The sequence below is a fragment of the Plantactinospora mayteni genome, assembly GCF_016862935.1.
Classification (GTDB): Bacteria; Actinomycetota; Actinomycetes; order Mycobacteriales; family Micromonosporaceae; genus Plantactinospora; species Plantactinospora mayteni.
Genome location: NZ_BONX01000015.1, coordinates 20736 through 44100, shown reverse-complemented (window position 1 = coordinate 44100; position 23365 = coordinate 20736). Strand labels below are relative to the sequence as shown.

Sequence of the window (23365 nt, the reverse complement as noted above, 5' to 3'; positions counted from 1 at the left end):
TGCTTCGGGACGGCCGGCTCCGCTGCCGGGGTGGCCGGGGCCGATCCGGGCGGCGGCACCGGGTTGACGCACCGGTACGTCCGGTCGGTGTGGGTCAGCGCGAGCTGCGGCGGCTGCCCGAGACACGCCTCCACCTGCCGGTCGCAGCGCGGCGCGAAGGCGCAGCCGTCCGCCCAGGGCAACACGTCCCGGACCGAGCCCCGGATCGGCGAGAGCCGTTCGCCCCGCCCGGCGTCCAGCCGGGGAATCGAGCCGAGCAACCCCACCGTGTACGGGTGCCTCGGCTCGGCGAAGAGCGGCTTGCGGCGGGCGGTCTCCACCACCCGGCCGGCGTACAGCACGTTGACGGTGTCGCACATCCCGGCGACCACACCCAGATCGTGGGTGATCATCACCAGGGCGGTGCCGGAGTCGCGTACCAGATCCTTGAGCAGTTCCAGGATCTGCGCCTGGATGGTCACGTCGAGCGCCGTGGTGGGCTCGTCGGCGATCAGCAGCCGGGGGCGGCAGGCGACCGCGATCGCGATCAGCGCCCGCTGGCGCATCCCGCCGGAGAGCTGGTGCGGATATTCCTTGAGCCGCCGGTTCGGGTCCGGGATGCCGACCCGGTCCAGCAGTTCGGCGGCCTCCTTGCGGGCCGCGTCGCCACTGAGCCCACGGTGCCGGGCCAGTACCTCGGTCACCTGCCGGCCGATCGGGATCACCGGGTTGAGCGAGGAGAGCGGGTCCTGGAAGATCATCGCGACGTCCCGGCCCCGGATGTCCCGCATCGTCCGCCGGTCGACCCGGAGCAGGTCGGTACCGTCGAAGTCGGCCCGGCCCTCGACCGAGATCCCGGGCTGCCGGGGCAGCAGCCCCATCAGCGCCAGCGAGGTCACGCTCTTGCCGCAACCGGACTCGCCGACCAGCCCGACGACCTCGCCCGCGTTCACCGCGAACGAGACACCGTCGACCGCCCGGACCGTACGCTTTCCGCGCTGGCGGAACGTGACGGAGAGATCGTCCACATCAAGCAGTGCCATGACAGATCACTTCCGCAGCTTCGGGTCGAGGGCCTCGCGCATCGCCTCACCGAGCAGGGTGAAGCCCAGCGCGGTGATGATGATCCCGACCGCCGGATAGATCGCCAGCGCCGGCCGGATGCCCAGGTACGGCTGCGCGTCGGCGAGCATCACGCCCCACTCCGGTATCGCCGTGTCCGGGTTGCCGAGGCCGAGGAAGGAGAGCGCCGCCGCCTCGATGATCGCGGTGGCCAGGGTCAGGGTGGCCTGCACGATGACCGGGGCCAGCGAGTTCGGCAGTATGTGGCCGAGCGCGATCTTCGAGCGGCGTACCCCGAGCGAGGTCGCGGCGAGTACGTAGTCGCTGTTCGCCTGGGCGATCATCGCGCCGCGCAGCAGCCGGGCGAAGACCGGTACCGAGACCACGCCGACCGCGATCATCACGGTGGTCAGGCTGGCGCCGAGCAGTGCCGCGATGCTGACCGCGAGCAGCAGGCTCGGCAGCGCCAGCATCATGTCGACGATCCGCATCAGTGTGGTGTCGACCCAGCGCCCCCAGCGCCCGCCGAGCCCGGCGGCGGCACCGGCGACGCCGCCGACCAGGGCGCCGATCGCCAGACCGATCAGCGTGGAGACCACGCCGACCAGCAGGGTCTGCCGGGCCCCGACGATCAGCCGGCTGAACTCGTCCCGGCCCTGGTGGTCGAAGCCGAGCCAGTGGTCGCCGGAGGGGCCGGGGATGATGCCCTGGCCCGACTTGACCAGGCCCTCCCGGATCCCGATGGTGTCGGTCGGCCCGAACGGCACGAAGAACGGCCCGACGATCGCGACCAGCAGGAAGATGCCGAGTACGACGGCACCGACGATGGCCGCCGGGTTGCGCCGGAGCCGGCGGAACGCCTCCTGCCAGAGGCTGACGCCGCGCTCCTCGTCGCGGGCCGCGGAGAGTTCGCCGAGCCGGTCGAGCTTCTCGGCCTTCTTCCTGGCCCGTTCGGTGATCGTCATCGGGCCCACCATCCGTTCGCGACTACGGTGCTCACGCGCTGCGCCGGCCCTCTCATCGGAGCCCGCCTTCGTTCGCGACTGCGGGACTCGCAAGCTCATTCCTCGCGCTCACCGGACCCTCACCCTCGGGTCGATCAGGCTGTACGACAGGTCGACCAGCAGGTTCACCAGTACGAAGAGCACCGCAATGATCATGATGAAGCCCATCAGCACCGGATAGTCCCGCTGGCTGATCGAGTCGGCGATGAACGCCCCGATGCCGCTGAACGCGAAGACCGTCTCGGTGAGTACCGCGCCGGAGAGCAGACCGCCGGTGAGCAGGCCGATCGTGGTGGCCACCGGCAGCATGGCGTTGCGCAGCACGTGCCGGCGGCGTACGACCCGCTCGGTCAGGCCCTTGGCCTCGGCGGTCCGGACGAAGTCCTCGCCGAGTACCTCCAGCACGCTCGCCCGGGTGATCCGGACGATGATCGCCAGCGGGATGCTGGCCAGGGCGAGGCCGGGGAGCACGAGATGCCAGAGCGCGTCGGCGGCGGCGTCCCACTCCCGGGTCATCAGTCCGTCCAGGACGAAGAAGTTGGTGATCCGGGTCGCCTCGATCGTCGGGTCCTGCCGGCCGCTGGCCGGGAAGAGGTGCAGGTTCTCCGCGAAGATCGCCTTGAGCACGTAAGCCAGGAAGAAGACCGGGATGCAGACCCCGATCAGCGATCCGGCCACCGAGACGTGGTCGAGGAGCCGGCCGCGACGGCGGGCGGCGAGGTAGCCGAGCGGGATGCCGACCAGGATCGCGATGATCATCGCGGTCGTGGCCAGTTCGACGGTACCCGGGAAGCGTTGCAGGAACTCGGTGGTCACCTCGCGCTTGGTGGCGATCGAGGTGCCCAGGTCGAGCCGGAACATGCGCTGCATGAACCGGCCGTACTGCACCAGGACCGGCTCGTCGAGCCCGAGGTTGTCCCGGATCGCGGCGCGCATCTCCGGGGTGCCACGCTCGCCCAGGATCGCGGTCTCCGGGCCGCCGGGCAGCCGGTGCAGCCAGATGAACAACAGGATGGAGAGCCCGAAGAGCGCGGGTATCAGCTGCAACAGGCGTCTGACGATGAACCGGAACACGGGCGGCCTCTGGCGGGGTGCGGAGGGTCGCGCGGGCGGGCGCTCGGCTGACCTCCGGCCGGGGTCTACCGGCCGGGATCAGGGCGCGCCCGCCCGCGGTCCCTTTTCTCTATGTCAGGACTTGAACTCGGCGGTGGCGAACCGCTCGTCGGTGAGCGGGCTCGCCTTGACGCCGGTCACGTCCTTACCGAACACGATCGCCGGCGGCGAGTGCGAGATCGGCACACCCGGCAGGAACTTCATGACCTCGGCGTTGAGCTCCTTGTAGACCTCGTACCGGGCGGTGGCGTCCGCGGTGGTGTCGGCCTTCTTGAACAGCTCGAACAGCGCCGGGTTGTTGAAGCCCCACTCCGGCTTCTGCCGGTCGAACATGGTGCCGATGAAGTTGTAGCCGTCGCCGTAGTCACCGGTCCAACCCAGGAAGTGCAGGTCGTGCTCGGTGCCGGTGCTGGTGGCGTTGAGGTAGTCCGGGGTCCACTTCAGCGGGATCGGCGTGATCTTGATGCCGACGGCCTGGAGGTCGGCCGAGAGCAGCTCGAAGAGGTCCTTCGGGTTCGGCATGTACGGCCGGGTGACCTCGGTCGGGTAGTGGAACCGCAGCGTCAGGTTGCTGGCGCCCGCCTCGGCGAGCAGCTGCTTGGCCTTCTCCACGTTGTAGTCGTACGTGGTGACCTGCGGGTTCCAGCCCTCCACCGTGTCCGGCATGAACTGGGTGGCGACCTTGGCGCCCGGGGGCAGCTTCGAGTCGACCAGCGCCTGCCGGTTCAGGGCGTACGCGATCGCCTGCCGGACCCGGAGGTCCTTGAGCTTCGGGTTCCCGCCGTTCTGGTTCATCGCCAGGTAGAGGATGTTGAACGCCGGGCGGGTCAGCATGTTGAAGCCCTCGCTCTTCAACGGCTCGACGTCCGCCGGACCGACCAGGTCGTAGCCCTGGATGTCGCCGGAGCGCAGCGCCTGCTTCCGGGCGTTCTCGTCCGAGATGGTCTTGAAGATGAGGGTCTTCAGCTTGGCCTTCTGCGTGCCGCCGTACTCCTCGTTCCGCTCCAGGGTCAGCGTCTTGTTGGCGATGTCCCAGGACTTGAACTTGAACGGCCCGGTGCCGGTCGGGTGCTCCATCGCGTACGACGGGTACTGGATGTTGTCCGCGCTACCGCCGATGGTGCTGGCCTGGTACTGCTCCAGCGCCTTCGGGCTGTGGATGGAGAACGACGGCAGCATCAGCGCGGCCGGGACCTTGCTGGAGACGCGGGTGAAGGCGAGATCGACGGTGGTCGCGTCCTTGGCGGTGCAGGACTTGAAGAGGCTCGGCGGCAGGTCGTCCCGCTCGTTGGCGGCGAAGCCACCCATCACGTCCTGCCAGTACGGCGTGACGTCCGGGCTCTGCATCAGACCCTTGGCGTTGTACCAGCGGTTGAAGTTGACGCAGACCGCCTCGGCGTTGAAGTCCGTACCGTCGTGGAACTTCACGCCCGAGCGGAGCTTGAAGGTCCAGACGGTGCCGGTCGCGTCCGGGGTCCAGGTCTCGGCCAGGCCGGGCGTGATCTTGGTGCCACCCTCCTCGGGGCGGACCAGCGTCTCGAAGACCTGACGGGCGACCCGCAGCGACTCACCGTCACTGGCCAGGCTGGGGTCGAGCACCTTCGGGTCGCCGGCCACGCCGAAGACCAGGGTGTCCTTCTGGCTTGCGCCCGAATCGCCGCGGTCGCTCTCGGCACAGCCGGCTACCGCGAGGGCCGCGACCGCTACGGCCGCGATGGCGACCTTCGGTCTTGGTGCACGCATGGTGCTTCACCTCGTCCTGTGGATACGACAAACGCGGTGACGGGGGCCACCGATGGCGAGACATTAGCCGCCGTGCGGACCGGGCGGAAACGGCCCGCGAATGGGTTGGTACCGGATCGTGTCTTTACCGTCATGGCACCAGCGACAGAGCGTCGCGCGCAGTCGACAATCGGGGCCTTTGTCCGGATCTGGCTATGCGAATTTGTTACATCGTCCGTCGGGTTGATCACAAGCGATGTCAGACGGACGGCGGGGTCGCCAGCGGGTCTGAACGGCGGTGGAACGAAGCCCGTCGGAAGGCTGAACAAGGGCGGCCGGCCCCGCACCGGAGGGGGTGGTGCGGCGCCGGCCCGGAAGACCTCGGCCAGCAGGTCAGACCCGCGCGACCAGCACATCAGACGGAACGGCCAGCCGGTCAGACCGTGCGGAGAGCACGGGTCAGACCGCGCGAGCGGGTCAGACGGCGCGGCGGCCCTCGAAGGCGCGGCCCAGGGTGATCTCGTCGGCGTACTCCAGGTCGCCGCCGACCGGCAGGCCGCTGGCGAGCCGGGTCACCGCGATGCCCATCGGCTTGACCATCAGGGCCAGATAGGTGGCGGTGGCCTCGCCCTCGGTGTTCGGATCGGTGGCCAGGATCAGCTCGCGGACCGAGCCGGTGCCGAGCCGGGCCAGCAGTTCCCGGATCCGCAGGTTGTCCGGGCCGACGCCCTCCAGCGGGTTGATCGCGCCGCCGAGCACGTGGTAGCGGCCCCGGAACTCGCCGGTCCGCTCGATCGCCACCACGTCCTTGGGCTCCTCGACCACACAGAGCACCTCTTCGCTCCGGCGTGGGTCGCGGCAGACCCGGCACTGCTCGGACTCGGCGACGTTGTAGCAGACGGTGCAGAACCGCACCAGCTCCTTGACCCGGCGCAGCGCGGTGGCCAGCCGGGTGACGTCGGCCGGATCGGCCGAGAGCACATGGAAGGCAATCCGCTGGGCGCTCTTCGGACCGACCCCCGGCAGGCGCCCCAACTCGTCGATCAGATCCTGGATGGCACCCTCGTACATCGCGGGGTGGCTCAGAAACCGGGCAGGCCGAGGCCGCCCATGCCGCCGGTGACCGGGCCCATCTTCTCCTCGGTCAGCTTGCGTACCTCGTCGTGGGCGTTGTGCACGGCCGCCAGCACGAGATCTTCGAGGGTCTCGACGTCCTCCGGGTCGACCGCCTTCGGGTCGATCTTGATGGCCTTGACCTCGCCGGCACCGGAGATGGTCACGGTGACCAGCCCGCCCCCGGCCGTACCGGTCAGCTCCGCCTCGGCCAGCTCCGCCTGCGCGGCGGCGAGCTGCTGCTGCATCTTCTGCGCCTGCTTCATCATCTGTTGCAGGTTGGGCTGTCCACCCGGGCGCACGGCGACTCCTCGGTTGCGGAAACTGGTCGCGTCCAGCCTAGTCGGACCGGTCGCGGACGGCTCGACGGCCCGCGCCCGGCCGGCAGGACGGATCGGTGACGTCAGGCCGCCCCACCGCCATCACCCTGGCCACCGAGGTCCTCGACGGCGGGCCGCTCACCGGACCGGTGGTGGACGTCGGCCAGCAGACGCGGCTGCTGCTTGAGGTCGACTACTGAGAGGTCGGCTACTTGAGGTCGACCTCGCCGATCCGCTCCGCGCCGAGGGTCTGCTGCAACAACTGCACCGCCTGCTGTTCACTGGTCTGCCGGGCGGTCCGCTCGTCGATCACCTCGTCGAGGGGCTCGTCACCCGGGTCGAAACCCTCGTATCCGACCCCCGCCGACGGGCGCGCGCCGTCGTATTCGGGGTCGTAGGGCGGCTCGCCGGCCCAGTCCCGGTCCGCCGTCCGCTCCGGGGCCGGGGCGGGTTTCGGTGCCCGGCCGGCCGCCGCCGCCCGGGCCGCCGCGAGCCCGGAACTGACCGCGCCGCCGCCCGCTCCTCCGCTGGTACGCCCACCGTTCGCCGCCCCGACTCCGTCGCTGCCGGCGCCGTGACCGGCGGGTACGCCGTTACCGCCGACCGTGGTCCCGTTGCCGCCGGTCGGGCCGCCCCTGCCCGCCGGCCGGACACCGTTGCCGCTCGACGCGCCGGTGCCGTTGGTACGGGTACCGGCGCTGCCGGTCGGGCCACTGCCGGCCGCCGGCGCACCGCTGCCGCCCTCGCCCGGATGTCGAGCGTCACCTCGTCCGGTCGGGGAGGACGAGACTCCGGGTGTCGTACCCGTCGTGGGGGCGGGACCGTTGCCGCCGGGTGGGGTCGGCTCCGGCCAGTCGTCGTCGGCCGATCCGCTCGGCGCGGTGCCACCTGGTCGGGCCGGTTCCGGCCAGTCGTCGTCATCGGCGCTGGACGGCGCACCGCTGCCCGAGCCGGAGGCGCCGGTCGTGCGCTCCCGGCCACCGGTCGCGCCCCGGCTGCCGCCGGACGAGGCCGAGCCGTTGCCGCCGTTCCGGGGCTGGGTGCTGTTCGTGGTCGGTCCGCTGCCGGTCGCCTGCCGGGGCGGGGCGGTCGGTGCCGGTCCACGCTGCTCGCCGGCCACCTCGCAACGGATCTGCCAGCGCCCGCCCAGCTCCTCGTAGAGGGCGTCGGTGAGTACACCGGAGGCGTTGGCGAGCATCTGGGCGAGTACCGGAGACTTGACGGTGAGGACCAGGGTGTCGCCGTCGAGGTCGCGTACGACCGCATCGCGCATCAGGGCGGCTATCCGCTTGTTGCTGCGGTTGACCATGCCGACGACATCGCCCCAGACCCGGCGTACGGCGGCGGCGTCGAGGTCGCCCGTCGGCTCGGCACCGGCCGGTACCGGATCCGGGGTGGCCGGGTCGGGCATCACCGCCTCCGGCGGGACCGGCCGCCGAGCCGGCTGCTCCGGGGCGGCCGGGTGCTCCACGGCTGCTCCGGCGGGCGCCTGGCTGGGCCCGGGTGCGGCGGTTTCGGGTACCTCCCGAGGGGGAGCGATGGGCGCGGCGCTGGCTGCGGCCGGCGGTGCGGGAGCGGTCGCGGGGGGCGTGCCCGGGTCTACGGCGGCGGCCGGCGGGCGGCTGGCGGCGGCGGGCGGGGCGGCGTCGCCGGAGAGGGTGAGGCGGCGCTCCACGCGTTCGAGGCGTTGCAGCAGGCTGCCGGTGGAGTCCTCGGCGCCGGGCAGCAGCATCCGGGCGCAGATCAGTTCGAGCAGCAGTCGCGGGGCAGTGGTGCCGCGCATCTCGACCAGGCCGTTGTGCACGATGTCGGCACAGCGGGACAGTGTGGCCGGGCCGAGCCGTTCGGCCTGGGCGGCCATCCGCTCGGCCTGGTCGGCCGGGCCGTCGATCAGGCCCTTGGCGACCGCGTCCGGCACCTGCCGCATGACGATCAGGTCACGGAGCCGTTCGAGCAGGTCGGAGGCGAACCGGCGCGGATCGTGCCCGGCCTCGGCGACCCGGTCGATGGTGGCGTACGCGGCAGCGCCGTCCCCGGCGGCCAGCGCGTCGCACATCTCGTCGATCAGGGCGACGTCGGTCACCCCGAGCAGGGCGACCGCGCGGGAATAGCTGACCCCCTCCGGGCCGGCACCGGCGATAAGTTGGTCGAGCACCGAGAGCGAGTCCCGGGCACTGCCGCCGCCGGCCCGGACGACGAGCGGGAAGACCGCCGGCTCGATCTTGACGCCCTCGGCCGAGGCGAGCTGCTCCAGGTAGGGGCGGAGCACGCCCGGCGGGATCAGCCGGAACGGGTAATGATGGGTCCGCGACTTGATCGTGCCGAGGACCTTCTCCGGCTCGGTGGTGGCGAAGATGAACTTGACGTACTCCGGCGGCTCCTCGACCAGCTTGAGCAGGGCGTTGAAGCCCTGGGTCGAGACCATGTGCGCCTCGTCGATCACATAGATCTTGAAGCGGCTGCTGGCCGGCGCGAAGAAGGCACGTTCGCGCAGCTCGCGGGCGTCGTCCACGCCACCGTGGCTGGCCGCGTCGATCTCGATCACGTCGATCGAGCCGGCCCCGTCGGCGGCCAGGCTCTTGCAGGAGTCGCAGACCCCGCACGGCTCCGGGGTCGGCCCCTGCGCGCAGTTGAGCGATCGGGCCAGGATCCGGGCGCTGGAGGTCTTGCCGCAGCCACGTGGACCGGAGAAGAGGTAGGCGTGGTTCAACCGACCGGTACGCAACGCCTGGGACAGCGGCTCGGTGACGTGCTCCTGCCCGATCACCTCGGCGAACGTGCGGGGCCGGTACTTGCGGTAGAGCGCCAGTGCCACTCGTCCCGCCTCCTCTCGACCGGGCCATTCTCCACCCGGTGCCGCGCTGCCGCGTGCCAGGTTGTCACGCGCGCCCGACGTTTTCACGTCGATCACGCGGGCCGGGTGGTGGGTGCCGGACCCGGGGTGATCATGGTCGGGCGGGTGGTGTGGCGCGCCTGGTCGGCCGGGCCGGGTTGGGCCGTACCCCGGCTGGGCCGGCGACCTCGGGCCTGGCCAGAGGGCTGATCAGGGACGTTCGGGGGAAGACAAGGCCCCCCGTGCACCCGCCAGAGCCCGCTTATCCTTGCTGCCTTCCGGCCCTGGGGAGGTTCACGAGGTGACGCCACACGGGGGGTGCCGCCAAGTGTACCCGGCCGGCTGTGGGATCTTCGGGGGGATGGGCGGGGTGGGCGTACGCCGGGGAGCCTGTATCCTGTCGGACGGAGGATTCGCCTAGAGGCCTAGGGCGCACGCTTGGAAAGCGTGTTGGGTTCACACCCTCACGAGTTCGAATCTCGTATCCTCCGCTCACCTGAGCAGCATCAATGCCCGGTAGGTCGTAACGGACCCACCGGGCGTTGATCTTGTGGTCTCAGTTTCGGTCTCAGTTGACCGGTACGAGTACCCCCGACGAACCTGACCCCTCCGGTGTGGTTGCCGGATCTTAAACCGGGTGCTCCGTCATCAGGCCCGCAGCAGGGCTGCCTGGGCGAACGGCTCGAAGCCCTGCTCGTGGTGCACCACCAGGGCGCCGCCCTCGATGCCGACCGGCCATTCCGGCCAGTCGTCCTCGTACCAGCGCAGATAGCCCATGAAGCCATGATCCGTCTCGTACGTCGCCAGCCAGTCGAACAGCTTCGCCACGATTTCGTGCTGTTCGGGGTGGATCTCCCAGCGGCAGGTGAGCGCCCAGCGACCGCCCCACTCGGTCTCCTCGTGAACCAGCAGGGAGAAGACCACCCCGCCGATGCGTCGAGCCGGGTACGGCTCCCGACCCCACACCGGGTACGGCTCGTTGATCGTAACCGGGTTCCCGTCTTCATCGATGTCCGTGTTCGTGAAGTCGGTGATGATGGTGAACTCCTCGGGCTGCGGCCCGAGGCCCAGGTGCCAGCGCAGTTCGGCGATCTCTGTGTCGGACAGGTCGCCGGACAGGTTCATCGATACCAGGAATTCCCGGATGTCTGCCATGGGCGCGCATGCTAACCGAGATGACATGCCCCGATCGGCCGGCCTTCGGTCCAGGTCATCGATCTGGCGTCTCGGTCGCTGCAGGACCTGTTCTCCGGCAAGCACCGCGTCTGCGGGATGAACGTGCAGGCCGTGGCCGTCCACGCGGTATGTTCACCACCCGATTCCGCCTCCCCCCAACTGGTGGAGAACGATCGACCACCAGTCGTCCGCTAGCTCGAACGAGTGCGGATCAATCTTCATCAGCGTGTTCCTTAGCTCTTCGAGTTGCTCTTCCCTGCGGGCCGGATCATCCGCCGCACGGGTCCGGTGGAGTTCGATCCGGTAGAGGAACTCGACGAATTCGCTCAGGTTGTTGTTCACGATCTCGCCTCGCGGCCGCGTCCCCTCCAACTGGGCCAGTGTGATGAAACCTTCGTACGCGGACACGGAGAACCGCATCCCGGGGTCACCGGGCGGCCCGCCGATGATGACCTCTCGGTGCTCCTTGCCGTCCCGCGTCGTGACATCGATAATGCGCAGGAACTCGGGCCCGCCCTGCACGTCGGTCGTGAAGAACGGCGAACTGAGCCGAGGGAGCCCGACCATCGTCAACACCTCCGCGTCCGCTGCGCGGAGCCGAAGACGCTCGACATCCTCTGACGACACGGTGACAAGCTTTTCGGAGCCGTACAGCTCCACCATGTCCTGGCGCATGACCATATTTTCCTTCTCCTTGACCCTTTGGATGGCAGCGTGGTGGTACGTACTCCGCGTCGACTACCTCGGTCGGGCCGTGCGCGGCCCGACTCGCCTGGAAATCAGCTCACTCGGAGCCGGTGCCGGAAACGCGTGCGCCGTCCTCGGCGCGCTTCTCCACTTCGACCGACGAACCGACTTCGACCGAGGAACCGACCTCCACCGAAGATCCGGCAGCGGCAGCGGCGGCGAAGGCGCGGCAGGCTCGGATGACCTCCAGGGCGTCGGGCTGGATCCGGGCGGTGTCGAAGAGGAATCCCGGTGGCCGACGGGAGAGCACCGGATACTCGTCGTCGCCGTCGATTCCGAGCCGGCGTTCGGGATCGGGAACGCCCGGCATCTCCCAGGCCACGAAGCTGCGGTACGTCACCCTGAAGCCGTGCGGAGGGTTCCAGACGGTCGCCACGAGGGGCCGGACGTGTGCGATCTCCGCCCACGGGATCGGCTCGGGTGTCCCGGCCCGAACGAGGCGTACGCCATCGGGGGCGAGCAGCGCCAGCGGCCTGCGTGACTGCGCGTACCCGGCCACCGCCGCCAGGGCCAGCAGGATCCCGAGTACGAGGTAGGGCCAGGAGCCCAGCCGCAGCAGGCTCTCGCCCCGCGCGAAGTTCCAGAAGCAGAGCAGGGAGAGGAACAGTTGCCAGATCCAGGAGAGCAGCGGCCGGCGGAGGCGGATCGCCATCGGCACCATCGGCACCGACGGCGGTTCGACCGTTCCGGCAGGCTCGTTCTCGACCAGCACCGCGAGGTTGGCGGCTGTGATGTCGGCCGGTGACCGGCTCAGCCTGCGGGCGGCCCCGACTACCACCGTCAAGGGCAGCACCAGGACGGCGGTGACCACGAGCCCTTCGCCCCAGCCGGTCATCGTGGCCAGTGGTGCGAAGCTGCTGGCGGCAAAGCCGGCGGCGAACACCAGCGCCACGTAACAGCCCGCGAGCAACCCGGTCCGGGTCAGGCGAGCCCGCCCCGCCCAGGCCACGGCCGCCTCCGCGACGGCGGGATCCGGATGCCCGTCGCCGCTCCCCGCTCGACGGCGGACCTCGGCCCGTACGCTCGCCGGAAGCGCTCGCCAGCCCTGATCGCCCCGCAGACCCACCACGCCACCCCGCTTCGTCGGCCGTCGGCCGTCGGCCGATTCAGAGGATATTCGTGCTGCCCGGGGTCCCGGCGATACCAACCCGGGAGTTCGCCGGCCGGCGCCCACGGCAGCCGGAATGACGACGGATCCCCGTGCGCCCTGCGCGGGCGGACGGGGATCCGGGGGTACGGCGGAGCCGGCGCAGGTCAGGCGCAGATCGCGTACGCCTTGACGGCCCAACTGTTCCCGTAGCCGCCCTCCTCCTCGGCGCCGGTCACGGTGACCGTGGTGGACGAGTTCGCCCACATCGCGGTCATCCGGACCTCGCCCTGGCCGTTGTCGATCTCGCCGCCGACGCCGTGTACCCGCTTGCCCTCCGGGCACCGCGCGACCGCCGTCTTCGGGGTGTTCGAGTCCAGCGTCCCGAAGCCGGTGACCCGGACCAGTCCGGCCGGCGGGGTCGCGCAGATCGCCTTGCCGACCATGGTCCAGTTGTCGAGGTAGTCGGGGCCGCCGTCCTCCATGCCGGCCACCGTGATCTTGGTCAGGTCGGCGCTCGGCCGCAGGTCGTCGATGACCACCCGGCCCATCCCGCCGGACATGTCGGCGCCGAGACCGAGGACCTTCTTACCGGGCGGGCACTCGACGTCCATCGTCTTGCCGACGTTGGAGTTGTTGTCCGAGAGCTGGGTCCGGGTCTCCAGGCCGGCCGCTTCCGGTGCGCAGAGCGCGCTGGTGGTGATCGACCAGTCGCCGCCGAACCCGTTGCCGTCCTCCCGACCGGTCACCGAATATCCTCCGCCGCCGAACAGCGGCAGCATGGTGTCCATTGTCACCTGACCGTTCCCGTTGTCGCTCACGATCCGCCCGCCGCCGCCGAGCACCGTCGTGCCGACCGGGCACTGCGCGTTCGTCGTCTTCCAGTCGCTGTTGCTCGGGCCGCCCGTCACCTTCAACATCAGGCCGGGGACCGCGCTGGCCGGCGCGACCAGCGCCAACTGGGTCACCAGCAACGCGGCGGACGCCAGGCCCGCCGTGGTGGCGATCCGTCGGGTACGCCCAGCACCATTCCGTCGTACGTACATCGGGCAGCTCTCCTCATTTCTCGTTCCCTGTTCGGGCGCCCGTACTGTCAATTCCCCGACAGTTCCCCGAACTCACTTTCTTTCGGGGCCGAACCGCCTCCGACCTGGGTTCTCCCGGCCGACAACGACGTTACGAGATAGAGGTCCACACTCGACTCACCAATTCGTGCCGCCCTTCCGGGTAGCCGAGAAAGAGACCCGACACCGGCAACCGGCGTACGGCGGCGGTCGGGGCTTGGACGGTAACGCTGCGACGACACGTAAGCCACGCCGGCGACACGTAGGCCACGAATTGTGGGTGCCGCCGGATGCTCCCGAGGCGACGACTGGTCCTCGAGAGCATTCGGCCTGGGCGGTCGGCTGTCGACCACCCCTTGCCGAAGAGCCTCCCCGGGCGGGTTACCGCGGTTCGGCGCGCCGTTTCACGGCGTACCGGCAGGCTGTCGGCGTACCGCGGGAGTGTCGGCGCCGGTCCGGCGCAGGGTGACCCGGATCAGTTCCAGCAGCGCCCCGGCGGCGACCGCGAGCCCGACCGCGATGCCCGGCGCGGTCGTCCCGACCAGGCTCAACTGGAAGAACTCCTGGAGGAACGGCACCACCAGGATGACCGCGAACGCACACCCGAGGGCCAGCACCAGCAGGATCCGCCACCAGGTGTACGGCCGGGCGATGATCGCCACCGCCCAGAGCCCGACCAGGAACAGGGTCAGCGTCGCGGCCGAGGTCTCCGCGGCCAGGTCGCCGCCGTAGACGCTCCGGGCGACCAGGTACGACGTGATCGTCGCCGCCATCGCCACCACCCCGGACGGTACGGCGAACCGCAGCACCCGGCCCACGAAACCGGGCCGGGCCCGCTCGTGGTTGGGCGCCAGCGCCAGGAAGAACGCCGGAATGCCGATGGTCAGCGACGAGATGATGGTCAAATGCCGAGGCAGGAACGGGTACGGCACCTGGCTCAGCACCACGATCACGGCGAGCAGCACCGAGTAGACCGTCTTGGTCAGGAACAGGTTCGCGACCCGCTCGATGTTGCCGATCACCCGCCGCCCCTCGGCGACCACCGCCGGCAGCGCGCCGAAGTTGTTGTCCAGCAGCACGATCTGGGCCACCGCCCGGCTGGCCGGACTGCCCGAGCCCATCGCCACCCCGATGTCCGCGTCCTTGAGCGCGAGTACGTCGTTGACCCCGTCCCCGGTCATCGCCACCGTGTGCCCGGCGCCCTGGAGCGCCGCGACCATGTCCCGCTTCTGCTGCGGCCCGACCCGGCCGAACACCGTGTGCCGCTGCACCACCTCGGCGAGTTCCGCCGGATCGGTGGGGAGTTCCCGGGCGTCGACCGGGTGCTCGGCACCGGGCAGTCCGAGGGTACGGGCCACCGCGCCCACCGACAGCGCGTTGTCGCCGGAGAGGACCTTCACCGCCACGCCCTGCTCGGCGAAGTAGCGCAACGTGTCGGGCGCCTCCGGGCGGAGCCGCTGGGCGAGCACCACCAGCGCGACCGGGTGCACCGGCTCCGGCGCCAACCCGTCGGCGGTGGTGGTCCGGGCCAGCAACAGCACCCGTAGCCCCCGGGCACCGTACTCGTCCGCCTCGGTCAGCGCCGGGTGCCCGGCCGGCAGCAGTACGTCCGGGGCGCCGAGCCGCCACTGCGCGCTGATCCCGTCCGGGTCGGTGAGGGTGGCCCCGCTCCACTTCCGGACCGACGAGAACGGGATCCGCTCCCCGATCCGCCACCCCGCCGTCGACCCCGTTCCGCTCGGCGGCGCCGGGTACGCCTCGACGATCGCCCGCAGGCTGGCGTTCGGCCGCTCGTCGGCGGCGCCGAGCAGACCGAGCAACTCCGGAACCGGGGCGGTCGGGTCGAGCTGGCGTACCTCGGCCACCGCCATCGCCGCGTCGGTGAGCGTGCCGGTCTTGTCCAGGCAGACCACGCTGACCCGGGCCAGTCCCTCGATCGCCGGCAACTCCTGCACCAGGCAGCGTCGCCGGCCGAGCCGGATCACCCCGACCGCGAACGCCACCGAGGTGAGCAGGACCAGCCCCTCCGGCACCATCGGGACCAACCCGGCGACCATCCGGCGGACCGCCTCCGGCAGGTCGTCGGAGTTGACCAGGTACTGGCTGACGATCAGGGCCAGTCCGGTCGGGACGATCAGCCAGGTGACGAACCGCAGGATGGTGTTGAGCCCGCCGCGCAGCTCCGAGTTGACCAGGGTGAACCGGCTGGCCTCCTCGGCGAGCCGGGCCGCGTACGCCGCCCGGCCGACCTTGGTGGCCCGCATCGCCCCGGCACCGGCAGTGACGAAACTGCCGGAGAGCAGCGGGTCGCCGACCTGCTTCACCACCGGGTCGGCCTCGCCGGTCAGCAGCGACTCGTCGACCTCCAGTTGCTCCGCCTCGACCACCACCCCGTCGACCGCGATCTGGTCGCCGGATCCCAGCTCGATCAGGTCGTCCAACACCAGGTCGGCGGAGGTTACCTCGACGGCGTGACCGTCCCGGCGTACCACCGGGCGGGCCGCGCCGACGATCGCCAGCCGGTCCAGGGTGCGCTTGGCCCGCAGCTCCTGCACCACCCCGATCAGGGTGTTGGCGATGATCACGCCGCCGAACAGGGCATCCTGGATCGGACCCACCGCGAGGATCACCCCGAACAGCACACCCATGATCGCGTTGATCCTGGTGAAGAGGTTCGCCTTGACGATCTCCCCGACGCTCCGCCCGGACCGCACCGGTACGTCGTTGACCTGCCCCGCCGCGATCCGCTCGGCGACCTGGGCAGTACTCAGCCCGGCCTCGGTTGTCAGCATGGGCTCGACGCTACGAACCCGGGCCGCCCCTCGGCTTCGCCCGATCGTCAGCCACCGACCCTGACCTTTCTCAGGGTCGGTGACGCCGGCTTTTCCGGGTCGGCGGGGCGACATCCCGGATCGCCGGGGACTGCTCGGCTGCGTACCGTCGGAGGGTGCGACCTGCGGCTAAGCCAGACCGGTGCGGGGGCCGGCGGCGGCTCTACCGGGCCCTCCTCGGGGACCTGCTGCTCTGGGCGCCGCTGGCCGCCCTGGTGACGTCGGCCTGGACCGGCCACCGGTCGTACCCCCTCGGGTTGCTGCTCGGCGGCCTGGCGGTCTGGGGCGGCGCGGTGGCGGCGGGGCGCCGGCTGCCGCTGGTCCCGCTCTTCGCCGTGGTACTGCTCTGCGCGCTGGACGGAAACTACTGCTTCGGCCTGCCACTGGTCAGCTATCTGCTCGGCCGGCGGATGGCCAGCACCTGGCCGGCGGCGGCGAGCTACTCCGCACTCGCGGTACTGGGCACCCCGCTGGTGCTGAGCTGGTCCGGCTTCGTGGCCTGGGCGACGATGGCCGGCGCGCTGGTCTACGCCGGGCTCTTCCCGTGGCTGGTCGGCCGCTACCGGCGGCAGCAGCGCGCGCTGGTCGCCGCCGGCTGGGAGCAGGCCGAACAGCTCGAACGCGAACAGCGGATGCTGACCCGCGAGGTACGCCTCCGTGAGCGGGCCCGGATCGCCGAGGACATGCACGACTCGCTCGGCCACGAGTTGAGCCTGCTCGCGCTCCGGGCCGGCGCCCTGGAACTCTCGACCGACCTGGACGACCGGACCCGGGCGGTGGCCGGTCAGCTCCGGGCCGGCGCGGCCGCTGCCACCGGGCAGTTGCGGGACATCATCGACGTCCTCCGGGACGACCTCGACCCGACTCACGATGGCGTCCCGGACGCGACGGACGGTGCCGTCCCGACGGGCGATGTTGCCCCGGCAGGCGATGTTGACCTGGCGGGCGATGCTGAGCCGACGAGCGCTGCCGATCCGGTGGCGGGACGGGATCCGGTGGCGGGGCGGGATCCGGTGGCGGGGCGGGATCCGGTGGCGGGGCGGGATCCGATCGCCGGTTCGGGTCTGCGGGCCGATGCTGGGGGTGTCGCCGAACTGGTGCATCGGGCGCGGGCGGCCGGGATGCCGGTGGAACTGCACGACCGGCGCCCGACCGGACCGCTGCCGCCGCTGGTGCGGCGGGCGGTCTATCGGGTGGTACAGGAGTCGCTGACCAACGCCAACAAGCACGCCCCCGGCACGGCGGTCAACGTCCGGCTCGACACCGACGACACCGGGACGGTGCTGGTCAGTGTCACGAACGGCCGGCCGGCCGGTGCGCCGCCGCCCCCGCCGGTTCCGGCCCGGGGCGGGCGCGGCCTGGTCGGTCTCCGCGAGCGGGTACGGCTGGCCGGCGGCACCCTGCACACCGGCGCGCGGGACGGCGGTTTCGAGGTCGTCGCCCGACTGCCCGGCCGGCCCGGTCGCCCGGGTACGGCCGCGCCGGCGGATCCGGTCTCGTCCGGTGCGCTCCCGGCGGCTGACTCGTCCGATGCGCTCCCGGGTGCTGACTCGGCCGCCGACCGGCGTCGCCGGGTGCATCGGGAGGCCCGGCGGGGACTGGTCGCGGCGACGATGGTGCTGGCCACGTTCGCCGGGACCCTCGGCGGCGCTGCCCTCGGCTACTACCTCTACGCGACCAGCAACTCGGTGCTCAGCCCGGCGCGGTACGCAGAACTGCGGGTCGGGCAGGACTGGGCCACCGCACTCCCGCTGCTGCCCCGCCGGGAGATGCTGGAACCGCCGGATCCGGATCCACTGCCGACACCGTCCGGCGCCGACTGCCGGTACTACCGCTCGCACGGCGACGTGCTCCAGCCCCGGCTGGACGTCTACCGGCTCTGCGCCACGCACGGCAAACTGGTGTCGAAGGACCTGCTCCCGGCCTCGTGACCCGATTCCCAAGCGGGCGGCGGTGTCGGGGCGGCGGCCGTGGTCGAGGGGTCACCGGTGCTGGACCCAGATGTTGGGTTCGACGTAGGTACCCTGGTCGGCGTCGAGGTCGACGTGCAGCGTACTCAGGCCGTCAGGGATCACGTACTCGCCGGAGTCGGGGTATTCCAGGCCGGTCCAGTGCTGCCACTCAGCGACGCTGCCCCTGATCACCTGCGACCGGGGCGCCGTCGCCAGGATCCGCCCACCCGACCTGAGGTGGGTACGCAGCCACGGGTCGAAGGGCGTGCCGTCCGGCCGGAGCCAGTCGGCGTACCGGTCGATCGGGGTGAGCGGGTAGCGGGCCTTGCGGGTCGGTCGGACCGGGCAGATCACCCGGTGCCGGGCCGGGGCGAGGTCGCCGAGTGCCCGTAGCAGTCTCCCGGCCAGTCCCCGACCCTGCCGCTCGGGGCGGACCTGTGCGGCGAGGATCGCGAGCGTGTCCGGCGGTTCACCGGCGTCGTACGCGTCGAGGGCCCGGGCGAGCGAGTCGGTGTAGCCGGTCGGCAGGTCGTCGACGGTACCGGTCCAGCGCAGCGGCACCGCCCAGCCGGCGGCCACGATCTCGGCATTCGTCTCGAGGCTGGCGTCGTCCTCCTCCGCCTGGTTCGGGACGTCGGCATCGTGCTCCGCCTGATCCCGGACGTCGGCGTGGTGCCTCGGCTGGTTCGGGACGTCGTCGAGGAGCACGAGTTCCAGGCCGGCAAAGAGCTGTCGGATCCGGCCGAGGTGTCGAGCGGCCTCCTGGTCGTGGAAGACGAACTCCGGCCAGCCGTTGTCGAGCCAGGCCAGTGCCGCTGCGGGTCGAGGCCGGGCGTGCAGCGGTTCGGCGATGATCACCATCACCGGATTGTGCCGACGCGGTCGGCGCGGCGTAACCGATTTCTCTCGTACACATGTGCTATCCACAGGGTGTGGATGCGGATCCACCACCCCGGCGAACTGGGCGAATCGGGGATAAACTACGCTGTGTCGCCGGAGGGTTGCATGGAGGCACGAAAAGTCGTACGTCTGGTCGCCGTACTCGTGGCGGGTGCGGTGGCGCTCTGTCATGCGTACCGGACGTTCTCGGACGAGCCGGCGACGGCACCCGGGTACGGGCCGAACGTCCTCCATCTCCAGGGTGTCCGCGATGTCGAGTTCGGCGACACCGAGCAGGAGTTGCTCCGGCGCGGCGAACTCCACGCCGAACCCGCCCCCGCCTGCGGCCCGAGCCTGACCGACCCGGTCACGGTCAGCCCGGTCTTCGCCGACGACCGGCTGGTGCTGCTCTGGGCCAGCCCACCGGTGCGTACCCCGGAAGGGGTCACCGCCGGCACCCCGGTCGACCAGGTCGAGGCCGCCTATCCGGCCGCCACTCGGCTGACCGCGCCGCCCGGCAGCTACCGCTACGACGGGCTGCTGGCGATGCAGGGCGACCGGGCCTACCTGTTCCTGCACGACGGACGGACGGTCCGGAAGACCGTCGCCGGCTACACCGACTACGCGAAGCGCCTCTTCGACGAGGGCTTCGGCACCTGCTGACAGCAGTACGGACAAGCCGACATCCGGGAGTCGAGTGGGGACGGGGCGACATCCCGGAGACGCGGTCGGTCGACAGCCCTCACCGATCTGGCGGGGGTCGCCGAATCACCGATCCACATCGGGTTCGCATTCGCCGACGACAACGTCACGGCTGATCAGATATAGCCGCCGTAAATGGAACTTCCACGGATGGCCGGGGCATGATACCGGGCAAATCCGCAGCTCCCGCGTTGGTTTGTGAATGAACATGCATGACAGGAGAAGTCATCGTGGGGAACCCGCAAGAATTGCTATCTGACCCGGTCCGACGGAGGAGTCACGGATGGCGGTTCGCGAAACCCACGCCTCGGCCGAACTGGGGCGCCGACTCGGTCGGCCGGTACTGCTCGCCGTGTCCACGGTTCTCCTCGGTGGGACCCTCCTCGTCGCGACAGTATCTCCCGCCATCCTGAATCGGTTCTACAGCGGTCAGGACGACTATTCACAGGCCAGTGACGTCGGGCAGGCGTACGGCGCCGCCTCCGCACTGCTTGCCGCGCTCGCCCTGCTGGTCGTCTGCGCCTCGCTGGCCGTGCAGTACAACCAGTTCAGGTATGAACGGGTGCAGGCCGTCTACCACCGCACCGACGACCTCGTGCAGCTCGCCGTCGAGAATCCGGAGTACTGCCAGTGCTGGGGCGCCCGGGTCTCACCGGACCACGTGGACGAACGGCTCTTCTACTATTGCAGCCTGGTCATCAAGTCCTGGACTCGGGCATGGGAACGCAGGGGGCTGACCGAGCCGGAGGCGCGCAACTTCCTGGCGCAGTTCTTCGACAGCGAGGTCCCCCGACTCTTCTGGCAACGGCACGGCGACTGGCATCTGCACCGCAAGCCACGTACCCGGGCGGCCCGGTTTATGGCACTGGTCAACGAGGAGTATCTCTGTGCCGTCAAGGCCGGCCCGCCTTCGCGGTCGTACGAGCCGCCGACCTTCCCGGTCAATCCGCCCTGGGACGGCCTGCACAAGGCGGCCCGACTCGGCGACAAGGTCGTACGCCCACAGCGGCGCCGAGAGTCGCGGGCGAGAGAATAAGGCCGTAAGACCCATCTATTTGGCGGCATCCGGAGCATCGAAGGCGTCGTCCTTGATTCCGGCGATGAGATCGCGCCAGACACCGCGTCCGATCAGAAGCACGTCCGCCGGACGTTGAGAATTGCGTAACGCGACTCCGGTCCCGCTGAGAGCGAACTCGACACAATGATGTTCGGTCACGCACCGCGAACTGCGCCGCCACGTTGGCCAGTGCACAACCGTACGGTCGGAGGCCACCGGTGTTCCCTCCTTGCCTGCGAAGACTCGCCCAGTGGGACTACTCACCCGTCGACCATAGCCCGATTATCAGCTTATGTCCGAATTTTAGCCTCGTCGGAGGTGTAGGCGGGAAGGGTGGCCCGGACCGGTCGGCGGGGCGGACCGGGCCACCCGGGCTCGGGGTGTCAGCCGATCCGCTCGATCACCGGCCGCCGGATCAGGAACTTGCCCGGCTCCCGGACCTGCTCGAACGCCGCGTCGTTGAGCAGTACGCAACTGCCGGACGGGCTGGTCACCTTGACCGTGACGCTCTTGTTGTTGTCCAGGTTGGTGACCTTCAGGGTGGTACCGATCGGGAAGGTCCCGCTGGACGCGGCCGGCCCGGCAGCCTCGTTGAAGAGCGTGACCGTGGAACCCTTGCAGACCACCTCCCCCGCCCCGGTCGAGCCGCCACCGTTCGAGCCGTCATCGGTGGAGGAGCCACCACCGGAGTTGGCTGGCGGCTGAGCCGGAGGCTTCGCCGGGCTCTTGGTCGGGTCGGCCGCCGGCGGGGCGGCGGGCGGGGCGGGCGCGTCGGCCCGTACGTCGGCGGTGCAGCCGGCGGTGGCCCGGCGCTGCTGGATCAGGTCGACCACGGCCTGCCGGTTGGCGATCCGGGCCTCGGACTGGGCGTCCGGGTTGGCCTGCTGGCCGGCGATGAAGTTCAGGTTGTTGCGCAGCGCGGTGTCCAGGCCGGCGCAGCTCTCGCCCGCGTTGCCGAGTCCGGTGCCGACGGCCAGCGCGCCGCCGAGCAGGGCCGCCGCCGCCACGCCCAGGAACACCTTGCGCGCCCGGCTGGTCGTCCTGCGTCGCCTGTTCATACACCGCTCCCTCGATTGTCCGCTGCCCGGTTGCAGCCACGGTTGGGTACGGCGGCAGGGTCCAAGGTGGATCAGTTCAGATTCCTAAATGTTCTTTAACTACCCACCGCTACAGCTTCGGTGCGATCCGGCGCGGCACACTTGACCGCCCGACATCGACCGCCCTACCTTGCAGAGCAGACACCGGAAAGTTTCCTAACTGTTCTGCCGACGCTCCAACCCCCGCTTCAGGAGTGCACATGCGCGGATCCGTTCTCCGTCGACTCAGCACCGCCCGTAGACCCAGCACCACCCGTCAATTCGGCACCGCCCGTCGACTCGGTACCGTCACCGCGGCTGCCGCCGTCACCGCCCTGCTCGCCGGCATCGCCGTACCCCCGGCTTCGGCCGCTCCCGGCGCACCGTCCCGGCACGACGGCGGCCAGCGGGGCGACTTCGTCAAGGTCGGATACTTCACCCAGTGGGGCATCTACGGCCGGGCGTTCACCGTCAAGAAGCTGCACGACTCGGGCGCCGCCAGCCGGCTGACCCACCTCAACTACGCCTTCGGCAACGTCAGCCCGGACGGCCGGTGCTACGTCGACGGCGGGCCGGGCGAGGGCGACGCCTGGGCCGACTACCAGCGGCCGGTACCGGCCGAGGAGAGCGTGGACGGCGTCGCCGACACCTGGGGCGAGCCGCTGAACGGCAACTTCGGGCAGCTCCAGAAGCTCAAGGCGGCGCATCCGGACCTGAAGGTGCTGATCTCGCTGGGCGGGTGGAGCTGGTCGACGCACTTCTCCGACGCGGCGCTCACCCCCGAGTCGCGGCGGAAGTTCGTCGCCTCCTGCATCGACCTCTACCTCAGGGGCAACCTGCCCAACCCGGACGGCAGTGCCGGCGGGCCCGGCTCGCTCGCCGGGGTCTTCGACGGCATCGACCTGGACTGGGAGTGGCCGGGCTCGGCCGGTGACGTCGACACGGTCTACCGGCCGGAGGACAAGCAGAACTTCACCGCGCTCGTCGCCGAGTTCCGGCGCCAACTCGACGCGTTCGGCAGGCCGGCCCGGAAGCACTACGAGCTGACCGCGTTCGTACCGGCCAACCCGGCCGCGATCGACGCCGGCTTCGAGGTCCGGAAGGTCTTCAGGAACCTGGACTTCGCCACCGTGCAGGGCTACGACTTCCACGGCACCTGGGAACCGGTCGCCAACCAGCAGTCCGCGCTGCGGGTACCGGCCGGGGCCACCGAGCCGGACTTCGCGGTCGACCGCACCATCGACGCCTGGCTCGACCGAGGCGCCGAGCGGCGCAAGCTGGTGCTGGGCATCCCCTACTACGGGCGCGGCTGGACCGGGGTGACCGGCGGGCGCAACGGCCTGTTCGGCACCTCCACCGGCGGCGCCGCCCCGGCCACCTTCGAGGCGGGCTACGAGGACTACAAGGTGCTGAAGACCAAGGCCGGAAAGGACGGCTTCCAGGTCTACCGCGACCTCCGCGCCGGCACCGCGTGGCTCTACGACGGTACGACGTTCTGGACGTACGACGATCCGGCGGTACTGCTCCAGAAGACGCTCTACATCCGCGCCGAGCGGCTGGGCGGCGCGATGATCTGGTCGCTGGACGGTGACGACGAGCAGGCGACCCTGACCCGCACCATCGACCTCGGCCTCTGGACGCCGTAGCC

20 protein-coding genes, 1 tRNA gene and 1 other RNA gene are annotated in these 23365 nt (G+C 70.5%); 6 read left to right on the top strand and 16 right to left on the bottom strand.

The genetic code is table 11. The features are described 5' to 3' along the window. From Pma05_RS13010 to Pma05_RS12985, 6 genes are all read right to left on the bottom strand, one after another. Nucleotides 1-1022, bottom strand: a 1022-nt coding sequence (locus tag Pma05_RS13010) for an ABC transporter ATP-binding protein (protein WP_203857641.1), incomplete at its 3' end; no start/stop codon positions are given. 6 nt (nucleotides 1023-1028) lie between these two features. After that, entirely contained in the window at nucleotides 1029-2006 is a 978-nt protein-coding gene (locus Pma05_RS13005) for an ABC transporter permease (protein ID WP_203857640.1), read from the bottom strand. 108 nt (nucleotides 2007-2114) lie between these two features. Beyond that, nucleotides 2115-3119, bottom strand: coding sequence for an ABC transporter permease (locus tag Pma05_RS13000; protein WP_203857639.1), 1005 nt, complete (start codon nucleotides 3117-3119; stop codon nucleotides 2115-2117). A 114-nt stretch (nucleotides 3120-3233) separates the two neighbouring features. Next, complete coding sequence (locus tag Pma05_RS12995; RefSeq protein WP_203857638.1) at nucleotides 3234-4901, bottom strand: ABC transporter substrate-binding protein; 1668 nt, start codon at nucleotides 4899-4901, stop codon at nucleotides 3234-3236. A 456-nt stretch (nucleotides 4902-5357) separates the two neighbouring features. Next, nucleotides 5358-5951: a recombination mediator RecR gene (gene recR, locus Pma05_RS12990; protein ID WP_203857637.1), complete on the bottom strand. Its 594-nt coding sequence runs from the start codon at nucleotides 5949-5951 to the stop codon at nucleotides 5358-5360. A gap of 11 nt (nucleotides 5952-5962) precedes the next feature. Then, nucleotides 5963-6271 carry a YbaB/EbfC family nucleoid-associated protein gene (locus tag Pma05_RS12985; protein ID WP_239312288.1) on the bottom strand — a complete coding sequence of 103 codons (309 nt, stop codon included), beginning with the start codon at nucleotides 6269-6271 and terminating at the stop codon, nucleotides 5963-5965. 119 nt (nucleotides 6272-6390) lie between these two features. On the opposite strand from Pma05_RS12985, the gene Pma05_RS43450 reads away from it, so the two are divergent. Beyond that, nucleotides 6391-6513 (top strand): hypothetical protein, encoded by a 123-nt coding sequence (locus tag Pma05_RS43450; protein WP_275414684.1) that lies wholly within the window; start codon nucleotides 6391-6393, stop codon nucleotides 6511-6513. Between the two features lie 8 nt (nucleotides 6514-6521). Here Pma05_RS43450 and Pma05_RS12980 read toward each other — a convergent pair whose 3' ends face one another. After that, entirely contained in the window at nucleotides 6522-9128 is a 2607-nt protein-coding gene (locus Pma05_RS12980; protein ID WP_203857635.1) for a DNA polymerase III subunit gamma and tau, read from the bottom strand. A 249-nt stretch (nucleotides 9129-9377) separates the two neighbouring features. Next, nucleotides 9378-9467, bottom strand: an RNA gene (ffs, locus tag Pma05_RS12975) — signal recognition particle sRNA small type. Nucleotides 9468-9552: 85 nt separating this feature from the next. On the opposite strand from ffs, the gene Pma05_RS12970 reads away from it, so the two are divergent. After that, nucleotides 9553-9637 (top strand) — tRNA-Ser (locus tag Pma05_RS12970). A 157-nt stretch (nucleotides 9638-9794) separates the two neighbouring features. Here the strand turns inward: Pma05_RS12970 and Pma05_RS12965 are convergent. The 5 genes from Pma05_RS12965 to Pma05_RS12945 all read right to left on the bottom strand — a co-directional run bounded on the left by Pma05_RS12965 (nucleotide 9795) and on the right by Pma05_RS12945 (nucleotide 16012). Continuing rightward, entirely contained in the window at nucleotides 9795-10301 is a 507-nt protein-coding gene (locus tag Pma05_RS12965) for a hypothetical protein (RefSeq protein ID WP_203857634.1), read from the bottom strand. Between the two features lie 153 nt (nucleotides 10302-10454). Beyond that, complete coding sequence (locus tag Pma05_RS12960) at nucleotides 10455-10997, bottom strand: SUKH-4 family immunity protein (protein ID WP_203857633.1); 543 nt, start codon at nucleotides 10995-10997, stop codon at nucleotides 10455-10457. Nucleotides 10998-11106: 109 nt separating this feature from the next. Next, nucleotides 11107-12135, bottom strand: coding sequence for a hypothetical protein (locus Pma05_RS12955; RefSeq protein WP_203857632.1), 1029 nt, complete (start codon nucleotides 12133-12135; stop codon nucleotides 11107-11109). A 188-nt stretch (nucleotides 12136-12323) separates the two neighbouring features. Beyond that, the gene (locus Pma05_RS12950) at nucleotides 12324-13202 is read right to left on the bottom strand and encodes a hypothetical protein (RefSeq protein ID WP_203857631.1); all 879 of its coding nucleotides are present in this window, start codon (nucleotides 13200-13202) and stop codon (nucleotides 12324-12326) included. Between the two features lie 422 nt (nucleotides 13203-13624). Continuing rightward, nucleotides 13625-16012 (bottom strand): HAD-IC family P-type ATPase, encoded by a 2388-nt coding sequence (locus tag Pma05_RS12945; protein WP_203857630.1) that lies wholly within the window; start codon nucleotides 16010-16012, stop codon nucleotides 13625-13627. A gap of 155 nt (nucleotides 16013-16167) precedes the next feature. Here Pma05_RS12945 and Pma05_RS12940 point away from each other — a divergent pair, with 155 nt between their 5' ends. Continuing rightward, entirely contained in the window at nucleotides 16168-17982 is a 1815-nt protein-coding gene (locus Pma05_RS12940; RefSeq protein WP_203857629.1) for a histidine kinase, read from the top strand. 51 nt (nucleotides 17983-18033) lie between these two features. On the opposite strand, the gene Pma05_RS12935 is transcribed toward Pma05_RS12940, so the two are convergent. Continuing rightward, nucleotides 18034-18864 (bottom strand): hypothetical protein, encoded by an 831-nt coding sequence (locus Pma05_RS12935; RefSeq protein ID WP_203857628.1) that lies wholly within the window; start codon nucleotides 18862-18864, stop codon nucleotides 18034-18036. A gap of 168 nt (nucleotides 18865-19032) precedes the next feature. On the opposite strand from Pma05_RS12935, the gene Pma05_RS12930 reads away from it, so the two are divergent. Together Pma05_RS12930 and Pma05_RS12925 are read left to right on the top strand one after the other, a co-directional pair. Continuing rightward, a complete protein-coding gene (locus tag Pma05_RS12930; RefSeq protein WP_372441462.1) occupies nucleotides 19033-19545 on the top strand; it encodes a hypothetical protein in 513 nt (170 codons plus the stop codon). 322 nt (nucleotides 19546-19867) lie between these two features. Beyond that, a complete protein-coding gene (locus tag Pma05_RS12925) occupies nucleotides 19868-20620 on the top strand; it encodes a DUF6082 family protein (RefSeq protein ID WP_203857626.1) in 753 nt (250 codons plus the stop codon). 15 nt (nucleotides 20621-20635) lie between these two features. On the opposite strand, the gene Pma05_RS43980 is transcribed toward Pma05_RS12925, so the two are convergent. After that, on the bottom strand, nucleotides 20636-20836 hold the full coding sequence (locus Pma05_RS43980) for a DUF397 domain-containing protein (RefSeq protein WP_372441461.1): 201 nt from the start codon (nucleotides 20834-20836) through the stop codon (nucleotides 20636-20638). Between the two features lie 188 nt (nucleotides 20837-21024). Beyond that, nucleotides 21025-21699, bottom strand: coding sequence for an SCO2207 family protein (locus Pma05_RS12915; protein WP_203857624.1), 675 nt, complete (start codon nucleotides 21697-21699; stop codon nucleotides 21025-21027). A gap of 239 nt (nucleotides 21700-21938) precedes the next feature. On the opposite strand from Pma05_RS12915, the gene Pma05_RS12910 reads away from it, so the two are divergent. Continuing rightward, nucleotides 21939-23363, top strand: a complete 1425-nt coding sequence (locus tag Pma05_RS12910; RefSeq protein ID WP_203857623.1) for a glycoside hydrolase family 18 protein — start codon at nucleotides 21939-21941, stop codon at nucleotides 23361-23363. Nucleotides 23364-23365: the final 2 nt, after the last annotated feature.

Excerpts from the sequence above, each read along its gene's own strand:
- Pma05_RS13005 (WP_203857640.1), bottom strand. The coding sequence starts at position 2,006 with ATGACGATCACCGAACGGGCCAGGAAGAAGGCCGAGAAGCTCGACCGG.
- Pma05_RS12995 (WP_203857638.1), bottom strand. The coding sequence starts at position 4,901 with ATGCGTGCACCAAGACCGAAGGTCGCCATCGCGGCCGTAGCGGTCGCG.
- recR (WP_203857637.1), bottom strand. The coding sequence starts at position 5,951 with ATGTACGAGGGTGCCATCCAGGATCTGATCGACGAGTTGGGGCGCCTG.
- Pma05_RS12965 (WP_203857634.1), bottom strand. The coding sequence starts at position 10,301 with ATGGCAGACATCCGGGAATTCCTGGTATCGATGAACCTGTCCGGCGAC.
- Pma05_RS12960 (WP_203857633.1), bottom strand. The coding sequence starts at position 10,997 with ATGCGCCAGGACATGGTGGAGCTGTACGGCTCCGAAAAGCTTGTCACC.
- Pma05_RS12950 (WP_203857631.1), bottom strand. The coding sequence starts at position 13,202 with ATGTACGTACGACGGAATGGTGCTGGGCGTACCCGACGGATCGCCACC.
- Pma05_RS12945 (WP_203857630.1), bottom strand. The coding sequence starts at position 16,012 with ATGCTGACAACCGAGGCCGGGCTGAGTACTGCCCAGGTCGCCGAGCGG.
- Pma05_RS12935 (WP_203857628.1), bottom strand. The coding sequence starts at position 18,864 with ATGGTGATCATCGCCGAACCGCTGCACGCCCGGCCTCGACCCGCAGCG.
- Pma05_RS12925 (WP_203857626.1), top strand. The coding sequence starts at position 19,868 with ATGGCGGTTCGCGAAACCCACGCCTCGGCCGAACTGGGGCGCCGACTC.
- Pma05_RS12915 (WP_203857624.1), bottom strand. The coding sequence starts at position 21,699 with ATGAACAGGCGACGCAGGACGACCAGCCGGGCGCGCAAGGTGTTCCTG.
- Pma05_RS12910 (WP_203857623.1), top strand. The coding sequence starts at position 21,939 with ATGCGCGGATCCGTTCTCCGTCGACTCAGCACCGCCCGTAGACCCAGC.